At 30.9% G+C, this 15,873-nt stretch carries 14 protein-coding genes, 1 tRNA gene, 1 rRNA gene and 1 other annotated feature; of the genes, 15 read left to right on the top strand and 1 reads right to left on the bottom strand.

The features are described from left to right. Positions 1-6 precede the first annotated feature (6 nt). The 5 genes from EJL03_RS11330 to EJL03_RS11310 all read left to right on the top strand — a co-directional run bounded on the left by EJL03_RS11330 (position 7) and on the right by EJL03_RS11310 (position 6,159). Positions 7-840, top strand: a complete 834-nt coding sequence (locus tag EJL03_RS11330) for a hypothetical protein (RefSeq protein ID WP_125154092.1) — start codon at positions 7-9, stop codon at positions 838-840. A gap of 150 nt (positions 841-990) precedes the next feature. Beyond that, positions 991-1,473: a transcription elongation factor GreA gene (greA, locus tag EJL03_RS11325; protein WP_125154091.1), complete on the top strand. Its 483-nt coding sequence runs from the start codon at positions 991-993 to the stop codon at positions 1,471-1,473. 15 nt (positions 1,474-1,488) lie between these two features. After that, positions 1,489-2,994 (top strand): lysine--tRNA ligase, encoded by a 1,506-nt coding sequence (lysS, locus tag EJL03_RS11320; protein ID WP_125154090.1) that lies wholly within the window; start codon positions 1,489-1,491, stop codon positions 2,992-2,994. Between the two features lie 170 nt (positions 2,995-3,164). After that, positions 3,165-5,108, top strand: coding sequence for an HsdM family class I SAM-dependent methyltransferase (locus tag EJL03_RS11315; RefSeq protein WP_125154089.1), 1,944 nt, complete (start codon positions 3,165-3,167; stop codon positions 5,106-5,108). Between the two features lies 1 nt (position 5,109). Next, complete coding sequence (locus tag EJL03_RS11310) at positions 5,110-6,159, top strand: restriction endonuclease subunit S (protein ID WP_125154088.1); 1,050 nt, start codon at positions 5,110-5,112, stop codon at positions 6,157-6,159. 46 nt (positions 6,160-6,205) lie between these two features. Here EJL03_RS11310 and EJL03_RS11305 read toward each other — a convergent pair whose 3' ends face one another. Then, positions 6,206-7,069: a hypothetical protein gene (locus tag EJL03_RS11305; RefSeq protein ID WP_125154087.1), complete on the bottom strand. Its 864-nt coding sequence runs from the start codon at positions 7,067-7,069 to the stop codon at positions 6,206-6,208. A gap of 153 nt (positions 7,070-7,222) precedes the next feature. On the opposite strand from EJL03_RS11305, the gene EJL03_RS11300 reads away from it, so the two are divergent. The 10 genes from EJL03_RS11300 to EJL03_RS11255 form a co-directional block, all read left to right on the top strand. After that, positions 7,223-7,456 (top strand): hypothetical protein, encoded by a 234-nt coding sequence (locus tag EJL03_RS11300; protein ID WP_125154086.1) that lies wholly within the window; start codon positions 7,223-7,225, stop codon positions 7,454-7,456. 85 nt (positions 7,457-7,541) lie between these two features. Beyond that, a complete protein-coding gene (locus EJL03_RS11295) occupies positions 7,542-8,129 on the top strand; it encodes a hypothetical protein (RefSeq protein WP_125154085.1) in 588 nt (195 codons plus the stop codon). Next, complete coding sequence (locus EJL03_RS11290; protein ID WP_125154084.1) at positions 8,113-8,868, top strand: helicase HerA domain-containing protein; 756 nt, start codon at positions 8,113-8,115, stop codon at positions 8,866-8,868. The genes EJL03_RS11295 and EJL03_RS11290 overlap by 17 nt, the downstream gene beginning before the upstream one ends. Positions 8,869-9,039: 171 nt before the next feature. Further along, positions 9,040-10,014 (top strand): replication protein, encoded by a 975-nt coding sequence (locus EJL03_RS11285; RefSeq protein WP_125154083.1) that lies wholly within the window; start codon positions 9,040-9,042, stop codon positions 10,012-10,014. Positions 10,015-10,023: 9 nt separating this feature from the next. Then, on the top strand, positions 10,024-10,227 hold the full coding sequence (locus EJL03_RS11280) for an excisionase (protein WP_341472430.1): 204 nt from the start codon (positions 10,024-10,026) through the stop codon (positions 10,225-10,227). Positions 10,228-10,324: 97 nt separating this feature from the next. Continuing rightward, entirely contained in the window at positions 10,325-11,581 is a 1,257-nt protein-coding gene (locus tag EJL03_RS11275) for a site-specific integrase (protein ID WP_125154082.1), read from the top strand. Positions 11,582-11,861: 280 nt separating this feature from the next. Continuing rightward, positions 11,862-11,936: transfer RNA gene (locus EJL03_RS11270), tRNA-Asn, on the top strand. Positions 11,937-12,002: 66 nt separating this feature from the next. Next, positions 12,003-12,169: a binding site (T-box leader), on the top strand. A gap of 58 nt (positions 12,170-12,227) precedes the next feature. After that, positions 12,228-13,619: a glycine--tRNA ligase gene (locus tag EJL03_RS11265; protein WP_125154081.1), complete on the top strand. Its 1,392-nt coding sequence runs from the start codon at positions 12,228-12,230 to the stop codon at positions 13,617-13,619. Positions 13,620-14,016: 397 nt separating this feature from the next. Beyond that, positions 14,017-15,393 carry a UDP-N-acetylmuramoyl-L-alanine--D-glutamate ligase gene (murD, locus tag EJL03_RS11260; RefSeq protein WP_125154080.1) on the top strand — a complete coding sequence of 459 codons (1,377 nt, stop codon included), beginning with the start codon at positions 14,017-14,019 and terminating at the stop codon, positions 15,391-15,393. A 393-nt stretch (positions 15,394-15,786) separates the two neighbouring features. Then, positions 15,787-15,873, top strand: a 16S ribosomal RNA gene (locus tag EJL03_RS11255); the annotation flags it as partial.

The following is a 15,873-nucleotide window of genomic DNA, read 5'->3' as shown; positions in this document are numbered from 1 at the left end:
TTTTAAATGGAGCCTATCATATATATAAATGCCTATAGAGATTTAAATATGTATAATAAGTTTAATTTAATAAGTAACATAAGAGATAGATTTAAAATAACTCTTATGGGGGATAACTTTATAAGTGATTTAAATCTTCATATAGCTAATGTAAATTTTCCTTTAAATATAAATAAGCGAGCATATAAAAAAAATATGCATATTGCTAAAAAATTTGTAAGAGGTAGTAAATTATATATGGCACCTAATGTATGTAATAAGTTTGATTATTACATTTATAATGATTTCCAGAAAAAGTTATATGGATATACTGTGTCTAAAAGTATTCAATTGGCGTTAAGAATGCAAGGAAAAAGTATTAAAAGTAGTTGTATTGTAGTATATGATTCAGCGGATAATGAAATTTTTGATACCATTTTACAAATATCTAGAATAGCTGGTTTCCTAGTGTTTTTAACAGAGGATGTTAAAAGGTCTCAATTAATTTCTGATTATATTATAGCAAACTTTGGTACTTCACCAATAGTTACAAGGGATAAGGAATATGCTTTTAAAAATAGTGACTTTATTTTAACTACTAGGGAAATTAATTTAATCACTAAGGTGCCCATATGGTATTTTGATAATTTGTATACCCCGGTAGATATTAAAGGCAACATACTGAATAATGCAACGTATATAACTCCTTGGCAATATCCTTTAAATAAAGATGTTTCAATATCACTTTTAGGTGCTTTATTATGTCAGATGGGAGAAAATAATATAGAAACATTGTTAAAGTCTAATGATATATATATTGATAAGATAAAATTTAATGAAAGTATTATAGCATTTAAATAGTATATAAGTTGACATAAAAATAGTGCTGATTTATAATAACTTAAATGATTACGTGGGTATTAATTAAGAAGACTAATGCATAAAGAGCTAAAGAATATAATAATATATAAAAAGTAAATTCAGTAAAAAGATTTAAAAGGGGAGAAAAAAATGAGTGAATCAAAAAAATATGTGATGACTTATGAGGGAGTAAAGAAATTAGAGGAAGAATTGGAGTTTCTTAAAACAGTTAAAAGAAAAGAAATAACAGAAAAGATAAAGGTTGCACTGTCTTTCGGAGACTTAAGTGAAAATGCTGAATATGATGAGGCTAAAAATGAGCAAGCGTTCGTTGAAGGTAGAATAATTCAACTTGAAAAGATGCTAAAAAATGCTACTATAGTAGATGAAAGTGAAATTCCTGAAAATACAGTAGGGGTTGGAACAATTGCCAAGGTTCTAGACTATGAATTTAATGAGGAAGTAGAATTTTCAATAGTTGGTTCTGCAGAAGCAGATCCTATGGAAAATAAAATATCTAATGAGTCTCCAGTTGGAAAGGCATTAATTGGGAAAGAAGTAGGAGATGAATTTGAGGTGACAATTCCAGATGGAGTAAATAGATATAAAATACTATCTGTTAGAAGAAATTAATGGAGGAATGCAAGAATGTCAAATGAAGAAAAGAATCTTATAAAAGAAGAACAAGAATTTAATCAGTTGATTAAAGAAAGAAGACAAAAGTTGTTTGATCTTCAAGAAGCGGGTAAGGATCCTTTCGATGTATATAAAATAAATAGAACTCATACATCTAAAGAGGTAAAAGAAAACTATGAAGAATTAGAGAGTAAAGAGGTAACTGTAGCAGGGAGACTTATGTCTAAAAGAGTTCATGGAAAAGCTGGTTTTTCAGATATACATGATAGATATGGTAAGATTCAGTTATATATAAAGATTAATGATGTTGGAGAAGAAAAGTTAAAAGAATATAAATCATTTGATATTGGTGATTTTGTGGCTATTACGGGTACAGTGTTTAAAACAAGGACAGGAGAGGTTTCAGTACATATAACTGATTTCAAATTATTAGCTAAATCTTTAAAACCATTACCAGAAAAGTGGCATGGTTTAAAGGATCCTGATTTAAGATATAGACAAAGGTATGTAGATTTAATAATAAACCAAGATGTTAGAGATACATTCTTTAAGAGAACTGCTATTATAAAAGCAATGAGAGAGTTCCTAGATGAAAGAGACTTTGTAGAAGTTGAAACACCTATACTTTCACCTATAGCTGGTGGAGCGGCAGCGAAACCATTTATAACTCATCATAATGCATTAAATATAGATATGTATTTAAGAATAGCTACAGAATTATACTTAAAAAGACTTATAGTTGGTGGATTTGAAAAAGTATACGAGATTGGAAGAAATTTTAGAAATGAAGGAATAGACGTAAGACATAATCCCGAATTTACAGCTATTGAATTATATGAGGCTTTTGCTGACTATAATGATATGATGGAAATTACAGAAAATATGGTGGCATATATTTGTGGAAAAGTTTTAGGAACAACTAAAGTAACTTATGAAGGAACAGAAATAGATTTTACACCACCATGGAACAGAATAACTATGGTAGATGCAGTAAAGAAATATAGTAATGTAGATTTTGATAATATCAATACCCATGAGGAAGCAAGGGAGATAGCAAAAGAAAAACATATTGAATTAAAGAAAGAATTAAAAGATTGTACAAAAGGTGATATATTAAATGCATTCTTTGAAGAATTTTGTGAACATGAATTAATTCAACCTACGTTTGTTATGGACTACCCAGTAGAAATATCACCTCTTACTAAAAAGAAGAGAGGAAATGAAGAATATACTGAAAGATTCGAAGGATTTATATTTGGAAGAGAGATATGTAATGCATACTCTGAGTTAAATGATCCAATAGTTCAAAAAGAAAGATTTGTACAACAGCTAAAGGAAAGAGAACTTGGCGATGATGAGGCATATATGATGGACGAAGATTTTATAAATGCATTGGAGATAGGTATGCCTCCAACAGGTGGTTTGGGAATAGGAATAGATAGATTGGTTATGTTTTTAACAGATTCCTCATCTATAAGAGATGTATTATTATTTCCAACAATGAAGCCAACTAAATAAGTAGGTTAGTAAAATCAATAATTGTAAATGGTTATATGCAAAAGTTACGACCGATTTACGACACAAATAAGAGAATACGTTCAGAAATATAGGATTATAACGGTTGGGCGAATGTCTAACCGTTTTTTCTAGGAAAAATATAGATAGTATAGAAGGTAAAGAGGTGTATCATGGCAAAGAAAGAGATAAAAACTGACTTATGGGTAAGAGACCTATTAAAAGAAGCAAATATTGATTTAGAACCACAGGGTAGTTCAATAAAAGAATTAAACGAAGCACTTAAAACAGCTTCCAAAAGTGGCACTGGGAACGTTGGATTTCCCGAATATATAGGTATTGTCAAAGATTTCATTATTGTAATTGAAGATAAAGCCGAACTTAATAAGCATGTAAAACTCAATGGAACTATTATCAGTCTAGAAACACAAGCGGTCAAAAATTATGCTGTGAATGGTGCTTTGTTCTATGCAAAGCATTTGATTAATAATACAAGTTACCGAAAGGTGCTTGCTTTTGGTATTTCTGGAAGTGAAAGACGCCATAGGATAAGTCCTATATTTGTGGATGATACAGAATATTATAGAGAGCTACCAGAAGTAGAATCGTTCATATCCTTTAATGATAAGAATATAGAAGAATACTATGTCAAAGAGATATTACAAGAAAAGACTGATATTGAAAAAGAGACTACGGAAATTTTAAAAGATGCCGCTACTTTACATGAGGATTTGCGTAACTATGGTAATTTAAAAGATATTGATAAGCCTTTAGTGGTATCTGGAATACTGCTTGCACTGAATGAATCGGAACATAAGAATTTTAGTGTTGAGAGCCTTAACGGTGACAATCTAAAGACTGATGGACAGAAAATTTATGAAGCTATTGAAGCGAACCTAAAGAGAGCGCAGGTCGCACCAGATGTTAAGAGAGATAAGGTATTAAGTCAGTTCTCTATCATCAAAGATACTACTATATTGAATCAGGTTAATGTTACTTTAGGCAAAACTCCATTAAAGTATTACACAGAGTTTTTATATGAACATATCTATAAATGCATCAAATATACAAGGTCAGCCGAAGATTATCTTGGTCGATTTTATGGAGAGTTTATGAGCTATAGCGGTGGAGATGGACAAACACTTGGTATTGTACTTACACCTAAGCATATTACAGAGCTTTTCTGCGACTTGTTAGAACTAAAGGCTACGGATATAGTGCTTGACCCGTGTTGTGGTACAGCAGGTTTTCTTATAGCTGCAATGCATAATATGTTTAATCAAATCATTGTAAGTAAAGGGTTGAACACAAAGGAAGAGATTGAATCAGACCCAGATATAAAGAGCATCCGAAAGAATCAGCTTCATGGATTTGAATTACAATCATATATGTTTACTATTGCAACAACAAACATGATATTGCGTGGCGATGGTAAGAGCAACATTATCAATGCCGATTTTCTAGCACAAGAGCCAGATAAATTGCAGTTAAAGGGTTCTAACGTTGGAATGATGAACCCGCCATATTCACAGGGTTCAAAGAGGAATCCGAATTTATATGAAATCAGCTTTACGGAGCATCTTTTGGATTCTCTAGTCTCTGGTGCTAGATGTGCTGTGATTGTTCCTCAATCTTCTATGACTGGAAAAACAAAGGAAGAGAAGGCTGTTAAGACTAACATATTAAAGCATCACACTTTAGAGGGTGTAATTACACTCAATAAAGATACATTTTATGGAGTAGGAGTTATGCCATGTATAGCTATATTTACAGCAGGAGAACCACATCCTAAAACTAAGGAATGTAAGTTTATTAATTTTGAGAACGACGGATACAAGGTAGCTCCACATATAGGTTTGATTGAGACAGAATTAGCAAAAGATAAGAAACAACATCTTCTTGACGTGTGGTTCAACAGAATAGAAGCTGAAACAAAATTCTGTGTTACATCAACCGTTGAAGCGGAGGATGAATGGTTGCATAGTTATTACTACTTCAATGATGAAATTCCTACTATTGAGGAATTTGAAAAGACTATCGGAGATTATTTATCTTTTGAATTTTCTATGATAATGAAGAATAGACAATATCTATTTAATAAAGAAGAGGATAAATAATATGGATAATATAAAGTGGAAAGAATTTCAATTTGATGATATAAATTTGCAGATTATAAATTCTAAGGCATATCACTCTGCAAATATCACTGAATGTGAGAATAGTGAAACAGGTATACCATATTTGACAAGAACACAATTTAATAATAGTTTTAATTGTTGCGTTAAAAATGGAGAATATAAACTTAATCCTTCAAATACTATATCCTTTGGTGCTGAAAGTGCCTGCTTTTTCTATCAACCATATAAGTATATAACTGGCAATAAAATGTATTATATTCAAAGTGAATATATAAACAAATATATAGGACTATTTTTAAGATGTTCATTACAGTCCTGTGTTGAAGGTTGCTTTTCGTTTGGAAATGGTATGATTCCAGAAAGAGTGAAAAAGAAAAAGATTATGTTACCAATAAATCACAACGAAGAACCTAATTGGGAATACATGGAACAATATATGATTACTCTTGAAGCAGAAAAAAAGGATAGATATATTTGTTATTGTAAATTTGAATTAACCCAAATGCAACAAAAGTATTTACCTGATTTAGAGTCTGTTCAATGGAGATATTTTCTTGTTAATGATGTATTTCATAAGCCACAAAGGGGAAAACGTATTGTAGAGAAGAATCACATAGTGGGAAATACACCTCTTGTATCATCTTACGGACAAGAAAATGGCATAACTAATTTTATTGGCAATGAAGAAAAGGTAAAAAAGTTTACAGATTGTCTTAGCATTGCAAACGGAGGTTCATCCGCAGGAAAGACTTTTTATCATCCATATACCTTTATTGCCGCAGACCATGTAACTCAATGTTGGAATAAAGAATTGAACAAGTATCAATATCTCTTTCTTGCTACAGTGATGACTAAAGCATTAACTGGAAAATATAGTTTTAGCCATGAAATATCAGACCCTCGACTTGCAAAAGAAAGAATCATGTTACCTGTAACGGAATCTGGAGAACCTGATTATAATTATATGGAACAATATATAAAAAATTTAATGATAAAGAAATATCAGAGTTATCTTGATTATGTAGAATAGAATAAATAATAGAAGTGTATTAGTTTTAAAAGAGAGACTGCCTTAATTAGGTAGTCTCTCTTTTAAGTTCCTCAAGGTATGCTGATTGTATTTTTTCTAATGATACAATATAAGTAGATGAAGCGTTGATTAGTTGAGAGAAAAAATTATTTGAGTTGTATATATTGTTCCTTTCAACTAATAGTTCGCCACATTTGGATAAATCAGAGAATATTAGGTCTCTTACACGTAATCCTAAAGAAGATTCATTAGGCGCAAATTGAAGGAGCATTGGAATGAATAATTGTTCTATAAAAGTATGCTGAAATACCTTGTTAATTTTATGGAACGAGTCTGTGGAGTAGGCAAATTTAATAAAAATATTTGTAAATTTATATTTACATTTTGTATAAAGAAATGCAAGTGCTTCATCTCTTGCCGAGTCTATGTTATTGATAACATCATCTTCATATATTCCATATAACAATGCAGGGTATTTGTTATTGGGAGAAAATAAGATACTCCGATATGTACTGTACTTAGCATACGGGATATAGTCGCAAAGGTACAGTTCTTTATCAATATTATTCGGGTTGGATTGATAGGACACTTCATCCCATAGCAACTCAAATAATAATGGTAAATAGCATTCAATTTCATCATCTGTTCCCCATAGGATTTCTTTTCTATTTTTAAAGGGCAGTTTTGCTAAAAGTCCATCAGGTTCACCAAAATCATCACAATTTTCAAGGACAGCATCAGTAATCAAAAATCTGTTATTTTTCGTTCTATTGTTGTTAATAATCCAACTAATTTGTTTACTATCACGCAGATATATTTCACGATGTGTAAGTTTAGATTCAGTTACTTTTTCTTTAATGCGGTTAGAAGCTCTACAATAAAAAAATTCTAATATAACATCAATATTCATGTACTCTCTCCTTTGGGTAGGTATTAAAAACAGAATATCACAAAAAACTTCCGACAACAATACCTACTAATGATGATATTATAAGTTTATCGGAAGGTATAACCGAATAAAGCTTATGAGGATATCATCAAAGGCGGAAAGGAGAAAAGGATTATGGTAGTTAAAATAGTAGGTGTTCAAAATTTAAATTTCACTAACAATAGTGGAGAAGTAATCAAAGGAATGAACATTTTTGTTGCCTTTAAGGATGAGAATGTAGAAGGTTTGAGAACAGAGAAGTTCTTTCTGAAAGACGGACTAAATATTCCTAAAGACATAAAGTCAAATGAAACAATTGACATTTGCTTTAATCATAAAGGCAAAATTGAAATGATTAATAAGGCATAATAAATGTCTGAGTAATTTAAGCAGGTGAAGTAGTAATAACTCTACTTCATCTGCAATTATATAAAAATTAAAAGGAGGACTTCGATTGGATAAAGATGCATATTTGGCTCGTCAGCGTAACAGAAAAAAACAAATGTTAAGATTTAAGTTAGGAGTATCTCAGTTAATAAACAAACCTCTATTAAATTTATTCTGGATTCTAATAGCAGTATTTGCAGTATTATTAATATTTTTTAAAGATAAGTTGATGAATGGTCTTGATGTACCACATATATTAGCTCCAGCATTTGAATTTGCTATGAATTTTGCAGTAATAATTTTGCCTATTTTATTATCATGGTATCTTATAGAAATAGTAGCTGAAAAAACTGCTATTCGTGATGAAGCAAATTTAATATTAGTTTTTCATAGTAAGGTTTTAAAAGCTGGGCATCCAATATTAATTAGTAAGAAGAAGGTTAAAGGTACTAATGTAATTGTAAGAGAGTTTTTTACTTATATTCCATATAACACGTGGCTTGAATATAAGGATGCTATTGCAGATGTAATGAACGTTCATTTTGTTGAAGAGATTCAATATGGTGGTAATCATGACGGAAATAGAATTGTGTTAAAGACAGCTAAAGGCAGAAAGGCTATTCAAAGGGATGTAATGTATGATGAAAGCTTCTAATATCTTGCTTGGTTATGATTTTGATAAATGGTATGGTTATGGAGCAAAAGAAGCTATTACAACAGATGTATCGAAGAAATTCAATAGTCACACACTCGTATGTGGTATGTCAGGAAGTGGTAAGAGCTTTTTGACAAATATACTATTCGCAAGATTGTGCCTTGAAAATGGTTCAGAAGGACAAGTGTATTTTGCTGACTTTAAACAGGATGACCAGTTTTCACATTTAAGAAATTGTCCTAGATACTATCCTTATGATAAATCTATAGAGGCATTAAATACAGTTTATGAAATATTGCATAATAGACAGTCAAGGAAAGATAAATCACGTTATCCTATAACCCTTATTTGGGATGAATATATGGCAAATATTTTATCTATTCAAAATACAGATAAAAAGAAAGCGGATGAAATAATGCGTAAAGTTTCAGAAATTCTTATGCTAGGACGTTCACTTGGTGTTAGATTAGTAATATCGTGTCAGAGACCAGATGCATCTGCTTTTCCATCTGGAAGCAGGTTGAATTATGGAGTAATAATCATTGTTGGTGCTCCTATTAGAAGTATATATGAAATGCTTATACCTAAAGAATATATTGATAGAATAGGTGAAAGGGAATTTATGGTAGGAGAAGGTGTTGTTTTGTTGCAGGGGTCACAATTAGAGTTTATAAAAATACCATTGATACGTGATGTAGAAAAAATGCAACAGATTTGCATTAATGCACTAACAAAATAATGCTTAGGTGCAGGGCGGTGGCGAAGCCACAAGCCCTTGCACACTGTTGGTTAGTATTACCCAACAGTGCACAAACAGTCTAAAACCTTGTAAATTCAACAGTTTCAAGTTGTTCACATCAATAAACAAACTGCACAGAAGGAGGGAAAAGTTATAGATACGCAATCCTATATGTACCAATTAACAATTAATGCTCCTATTGAAAAAGGATTCACGCATGAATATATTACTGAAATTATAAGGAACAACTTTAAGACTATATCATATTTTTGCATGGCTGATGAAGAAGGCTCACAGTTTCATACACATATTTATGTGGTATTTGCTTCAAGAGTTAGATTCAGTATGATAAAGAGATACTTCCCAGAAGCTCATATTGAAAAATGTAGAGGGTCTGTATCGGACAACGTAAACTATATTAAAAAGTCAGGAAAATGGGAGTTAGACGAATCTAAGCAGGAAAAGAAGATTGAAGGTACTTTTGAAGAGTATGGAACACAACCGCCAGACAGTAGGGGCAAAAGAAGTGATATGTCTGACTTATATCAAATGGTACTAGATAATATGACAAATGCTGAAATATTGGCTACTAATCAAGATTATATATTGCAAATTGACAAGCTAGATAAAATTCGTACCACAATATTAACTGAAAGATTTAAAGAAACCGTTAGACTTGATTTACAAGTTATATATATAAGTGGTGCAACTGGTACTGGTAAAACAAGAGGCGTGTTAGAAGATAACGGATATTCAAATGTATATAGAGTAACTGACTATTTGCATCCATTTGATGGATACAATTGTCAATCGGTTATATGCTTTGATGAGTTTCGTTCTTCACTCAAATTAAAAGAAATGCTTATGTACTGTGATATTTACCCTATTGAATTACCAAGTAGATATACAAATAAATTTGCTTGCTATAATAAGGTATATATTGTATCGAATTGGTCGCTTGAAAAACAGTATTTAGAGACTCAAAGGGAAGATGAGGAATCATGGAAAGCTTTTTTAAGAAGAATACACAAAGTGGTTATTTATGATTCAAAAGGAGATAAAAAAGAGTATATGTCCGTAAGAGAATATCTTGATAGAAAAAATGATTTTATGGAAGTTGATAATGTAAAATTCCCTTTTGATTAGAAAGGAGGAATCTCTATAAATAAAAAAATACCTATATGGGAAAAATCAAATCTTACGTTAGAAGAGGCTTCTGCATATTTCGGTATTGGGGTTAATAAATTGAGAGATTTAACCAATGCGAAAGATTGCAGATATGTGATATGGTGTGGAAATAAACGTCTTATTAAAAGGAAATTGTTTGATGAATATTTAGAAAAGACGTACTCGATATAATTTACAAAAGATGTGTTTTACTGTAGACGAAGAGAACATTCTTAGGTTATAATAAATATGAGCGTGTTCTCTTTATCGTTATGAAAGGAGAATTATCATGGCAGTAGAGAGACGCAAAGATAATAAGAAAAGAGTTTTAAAGGAAGGCGAATACCAAAGAGCTAATGGTACGTTTGAATATAAGTGGAGAGATAAAATTGGAAAACGTCATTCCATTTACGCAAAAACACTTGATGAACTTAGAGAAAAAGAAATAGATGTTTTGAGAGATGCATTAGATGGAATCAGGGCGAATAAGAAAGATTTGACTATCAATGATTTATATAATTTGTGGGTGCAAATTAAGAGAGGATTGAAGGACAATACTTTTCAAAATTATAAATATATGTACACACAGTTTGTAGAGCCTGATTTCGGTAATATGAGAATTGCAGATTTAAAAAGAACTGATGTAAGAGCTTTTTATAATAGGCTTGCTGATGAGCAACACATAAAAACATCAACAATTGATTGCATTCATACAGTATTGCATCAGGTTATTGAACTTGGTGTTGAAGATGACTATTTGAGATACAATCCTTCTGATAATGCATTGAAAGAACTTAAAAGGGCTCATAACAATGATTCGGTTAAAAGGAGAGCGTTGACAGTTCCAGAACAGGAATTATTTGAGGGATTCTTGAAGGAAAAGGCACAATATAATAAATGGTATCCTATTTTTACAGTTATGTTATGGACTGGTTTAAGAGTGGGAGAAATTACAGGCTTGCGTTGGTGTGATATAGATTGGGAGGAAGAAACAATTAGTATTAATCATACGCTTGTTTATTATAGCAGAGGTAAAGATGATGGATGTGCTTTTGCAGTAAATACACCAAAAACAAAAGCAGGGGAGAGAATGGTACCTATGTTGCCAAAGGTTAAAGAAGCCTTTCTATTGGAAAAGCAGAATCAAGAAGAATTGAGAAATAAATGTACTGCTGTTGTTGATGGATATACTGATTTCATTTTTATCAATCGATTTGGTGGAGTTCAGCATCAGGGAACTCTTAATAAGGCATTGAGAAGGATTATAAGAGATTGCAATTACGATATATTGGATAATAAGCAAGGAGATAAAGAAGTAACTTTTTTGCCGAAATTCAGTAATCACTCATTGAGACATACATTTACAACAAGAATGTGTGAAGCAGGTATTAATATTAAAGCAATGCAGGATATTCTCGGTCATGCAGATGCAGAGACAACAATGAATATTTACGCGGAAGCCACAAAGGATTTAAAACGTGCTGAGTTGATTAATTTTGAAGATTACTTTAATGTACAAAAGGTTGTTCAAACTGGCAAAGTGTAACTTACGACTACTTTACGACTAACTTACGACTATTTATAAAGAATTAAGAAGAGTTATAAAATGAAGATGAAAAAAGAGCATTATTAAATAGGGATATAAAGAGATGTAAAAGGTAGTAAATTATTCGGCAGGATTTCCCAACAATGAAACCAAATAATAATCAATAGTAAAGTGATTAAGGTTGTGTGTTTTTCTATTAGACACACAATCTTAAAAATTATTTTTGAGAATTGCTTGCATTTATAAAAAAATATGATATAATAAATAATGTAATAAACGTTCCGTGGTAGCTCAATGGTGGAGCATTCGGCTGTTAACCGAAGGGCTGAAGGTTCAAATCCTTTCCACGGAGCCATTTTTATTTTTTGAAAATATTATTGACATTTTAAAAATAATTGATAAAATATATATTAAACTGAATAAAAGCACGATGATTAGGAAAAGTAATAGTAGAATTTTTTTAGAGAGGCTAAGGTTGGTGGAAATAGCTAAGATTTTACTATGAAGGGAACCTTTGAGTGTATGAGTTTAGTAAAGTAGGGCTATTGCCAAAAAGGGTGGAACCGCGGAAATTTTTTCGTCCCTTGAGGTAAGGGCTTTTTTTTTATTTAAATTTATTATTTAAATATAAGAGGAGGAATAAATTATGGCTTTAAAAAAATCTATGGATAAAGTAGTAGCTTTAGCAAAAAATAGAGGATTTGTGTTTCCAGGGTCAGATATATATGGAGGGTTAGCTAACTCTTGGGATTATGGCCCTATAGGAGTTGAATTAAAAAACAATGTAAAAAAGGCTTGGTGGAGAAAATTTGTTCAGGAAAGTCCGTATAATGTAGGTCTTGATAGTGCTATACTTATGAATAGTCAGGTTTGGGTAGCATCTGGACACGTGGGAGGTTTTTCCGATCCTTTAATGGATTGTAAGGAGTGTAAGGCAAGATTTAGGGCAGATAAAATAATAGAAGATCATATGACATCAAATGGAGTAGAAATAGCAAGTGCTGATGGTTGGACTAATGAAGAATTAAAAGAATATATTGTAACTAATAAGATAGTTTGTCCAAAGTGTGGTAAGGATAATTTTACTGATATAAGAAAATTCAATTTGATGTTTAAAACATATCAGGGAGTTACAGAGGATGCCAAATCAGAGATATATTTAAGACCAGAAACTGCCCAAGGAATATTTGTTAATTTCAAAAATGTTTTAAGAACTTCTAGAAAAAAGATGCCTTTTGGTATAGCACAAATTGGAAAATCTTTTAGAAATGAAATAACACCAGGTAATTTCACATTTAGAACAAGAGAATTTGAACAAATGGAACTAGAGTTTTTCTGTGAACCTGGAAAAGATTTAGAGTGGTTTAAGTATTGGAAAGATTACTGCTGGAACTTCTTGTTAAATTTTGGAATAAAAAAAGAGAATTTAAGATACAGAGATCACTCACAGGAGGAGTTATCTTTTTATAGTAATGCTACTTCAGATATAGAATATTTATTCCCATTTGGTTGGGGAGAATTATGGGGAGTTGCTGATAGAACAGATTATGATTTAAAACAACATATGGAGCACTCAGGACAGGATTTAACATATTTAGATCCTACTACTAACGAAAAGTATATACCATATTGTATAGAACCATCTTTAGGTGCTGACAGAGTAACTCTTGCATTTTTAGTAGATGCTTATGATGAAGAGGAATTGGAAGGTGGAGATATAAGAAATGTATTACATTTCCATCCAGCAATAGCTCCGTTTAAGGCTGCGGTACTTCCTTTAACTAAAAAACTTTCTAATAAAGCTACAGAGGTATATAGTTTATTAACAAAATACTTTAATGTGGATTATGATGAAGCAGGAAGCATTGGTAAAAGATATAGAAGAGAAGATGAAATAGGTACTCCATACTGTATTACTGTAGATTATGATACTCTTGATGACAATACTGTAACAGTAAGGGATAGAGATACTATGAAACAGATTAGATTAAGTGTGGATGAATTGGTTAAATTTATTGAAGAAAAAATTATTTTTTAAAATAGTTTATAAAAAATGTGGCATCATTAACATTGATGTCACATTTTTTAATATTCTTAAGTAACAAAAAAGAAAAAAATACCGGATGAATCTCATCCGGCTAAATAGGGTTTAATCATGGGGATATGTTATATGTTCAATTAAAACTTGGGGAATTATATTAATGTTTCCTTACGGCACATTTATAAGTATAGCACATATAGATATTATTTTGCAATAGATGATAATAAAGTCTTTAAATTAAATATTTTCGCACAATTTCGACGTAGTTATACTTATTTTTTTAACGATATTTGTAGATATTTGAGCAATAAAAACTCTACAAACTATTAATCATATATTATAAAAATGATATAATTTAATTTAAAGGTTATAACTTAATTTTCGGAGGTCAATTATGAATAAGGATTTTAGTGAATTTAAGAAAAATATAAAAGGTAAAAAGATAGCAGTAGTAGGAATAGGGATAAGTAATAGACCATTAATAAATTTTTTAATTAAACTTGGAGGAGAAGTTACTGCATTTGACAAAAAAGATAGAGAACAATTAGGGAGTATAGTTAAAGATTTAGAGGGGAAGAATGTTAAACTTATATTAGGGTCAAATTATTTAACTTATCTTACCGGGTTTCATATCATATTTAAAACACCGTCTATGAGGATAGATAGCAATGCTTTATTAAAAGCTAAAAATGAAGGAGCATATATTACATCTGAAATAGAGGAATTTATAAGATATTGTCCTAGTAAGATTTTCGGGATAACAGGAAGTGATGGAAAAACAACAACTACTACTTTGGTAAGTAATATGCTTAAAGAGGAAGGGTATAAAACATGGGTTGGTGGAAATATAGGGATACCATTATTTTCACAAATAGAAAATATAAAAAAAGAGGATAAAGTAGTATTAGAACTATCTAGTTTTCAACTTATGACTGTTACCGAACCTGTAGAGGTGGCCCTTATAACAAATTTATCACCTAATCACTTAGATATACATAAGGATATGGAAGAATATATAGATGCAAAGAGAAATATTTTTAAATGGCAAAGGAATAATGATGTAGTAATACTTAATAAAGATAATAGTATTACTAATTCTATGACGGATGAAGCTGTTGGTGAATTAATTCAATTTAGTATAAAAGATAAATTGGATAAGGGTGCCTATTTTAAAAGTGATAAATTATATATTAATGAAGAAATGGTTTGTGATATAAATGAAATAAAATTAAAGGGCATGCATAACATAGAAAATTTATTAGCAGCATTTTGTTGTGTTAGTAGAGATGTATCTTTAAAAAGTATGAGGAAAGTTGCCACATCATTTACTGGGGTGGAGCATAGAATGGAATTTATAAGGGAGTATAATGGGGCTCTATATTATAATGATTCAATAGCTTCTAGTCCAACAAGGACTTTAGCAGGATTAAATGCTTTTAATGAAAAAGTAATTTTAATTGCTGGAGGATATGATAAAAAGATTTCCTTTAAAATTTTGGCCGAGGAAGGATATAGTTTCATAAAAAGACTTATTCTATTAGGCGATACGAAAGAAAAAATACAAAAAGAGTTTGAAAGGGTTATGAAGGAAAGTAATGTATATATACCTATAAATATAGTAGCTTCTCTTGAAGAGGCTATTGAAGTTTCTAAAAAGTATGCAAAAAAGGGGGACATTGTTACTCTTTCACCAGCATGTGCTAGTTTTGATATGTTTTCTAATTTCGAAGTAAGGGGAAACAGATTTAAAGAAATAGTTAATAGGTTATAAAAACTGTTATAGAAATTTTTAGTACAGTATATTGTATTAAAGACAGGCAATATACTGTATTATGTTATAATTTCTTTCAACTGTATCTGGTGTATCTTTATATATAAAACTTAGAAAAAAAAAGATATATTGAGAAAAAAACACATAATATTAGATTTTTCGGTAAATTATATGGGAGAAAATTAAACATTGTGTTAAAATAAATCATGTCGTCGCGAGAAACGATGATAACTGAGGAAAAAAAAGTCTTGACAGATTATTTGGTAAATGATAATATGTAAAAGTCTTTTAGATGAGTATTTGGTCTTTGAAAATTAAACAGAGAAGAATGAAACCAGTTAATTCTTAACACAAAGTGTTAAAATAGCGATGAGCTAAAAAAGATTAAACTTTTAAATTGAGAGTTTGATCCTGGCTCAGGACGAACGCTGGCGGCGTGCCTAACACATGCAAGTCGAGCGATGAAGCTCCTTCGGGAGT

Source organism: Clostridium rectalis, from assembly GCF_900626095.1.
Classification (GTDB): domain Bacteria; phylum Bacillota; class Clostridia; order Clostridiales; family Clostridiaceae; genus Clostridium_AS; species Clostridium_AS rectalis.
Note: the sequence above shows the minus strand (reverse complement) of the source record. Positions and strands in the feature narration are given on the sequence as shown.

What these genes read in the sequence shown, in the direction of transcription:
- EJL03_RS11330 (WP_125154092.1), top strand. Translation starts at nt 7, where the DNA reads ATGGAGCCTATCATATATATAAATGCCTATAGAGATTTAAATATGTAT.
- greA (WP_125154091.1), top strand. Translation starts at nt 991, where the DNA reads ATGAGTGAATCAAAAAAATATGTGATGACTTATGAGGGAGTAAAGAAA.
- lysS (WP_125154090.1), top strand. Translation starts at nt 1,489, where the DNA reads ATGTCAAATGAAGAAAAGAATCTTATAAAAGAAGAACAAGAATTTAAT.
- EJL03_RS11315 (WP_125154089.1), top strand. Translation starts at nt 3,165, where the DNA reads ATGGCAAAGAAAGAGATAAAAACTGACTTATGGGTAAGAGACCTATTA.
- EJL03_RS11310 (WP_125154088.1), top strand. Translation starts at nt 5,110, where the DNA reads ATGGATAATATAAAGTGGAAAGAATTTCAATTTGATGATATAAATTTG.
- EJL03_RS11305 (WP_125154087.1), bottom strand. Translation starts at nt 7,069, where the DNA reads ATGAATATTGATGTTATATTAGAATTTTTTTATTGTAGAGCTTCTAAC.
- EJL03_RS11300 (WP_125154086.1), top strand. Translation starts at nt 7,223, where the DNA reads ATGGTAGTTAAAATAGTAGGTGTTCAAAATTTAAATTTCACTAACAAT.
- EJL03_RS11290 (WP_125154084.1), top strand. Translation starts at nt 8,113, where the DNA reads ATGATGAAAGCTTCTAATATCTTGCTTGGTTATGATTTTGATAAATGG.
- EJL03_RS11285 (WP_125154083.1), top strand. Translation starts at nt 9,040, where the DNA reads ATGTACCAATTAACAATTAATGCTCCTATTGAAAAAGGATTCACGCAT.
- EJL03_RS11275 (WP_125154082.1), top strand. Translation starts at nt 10,325, where the DNA reads ATGGCAGTAGAGAGACGCAAAGATAATAAGAAAAGAGTTTTAAAGGAA.
- EJL03_RS11265 (WP_125154081.1), top strand. Translation starts at nt 12,228, where the DNA reads ATGGCTTTAAAAAAATCTATGGATAAAGTAGTAGCTTTAGCAAAAAAT.
- murD (WP_125154080.1), top strand. Translation starts at nt 14,017, where the DNA reads ATGAATAAGGATTTTAGTGAATTTAAGAAAAATATAAAAGGTAAAAAG.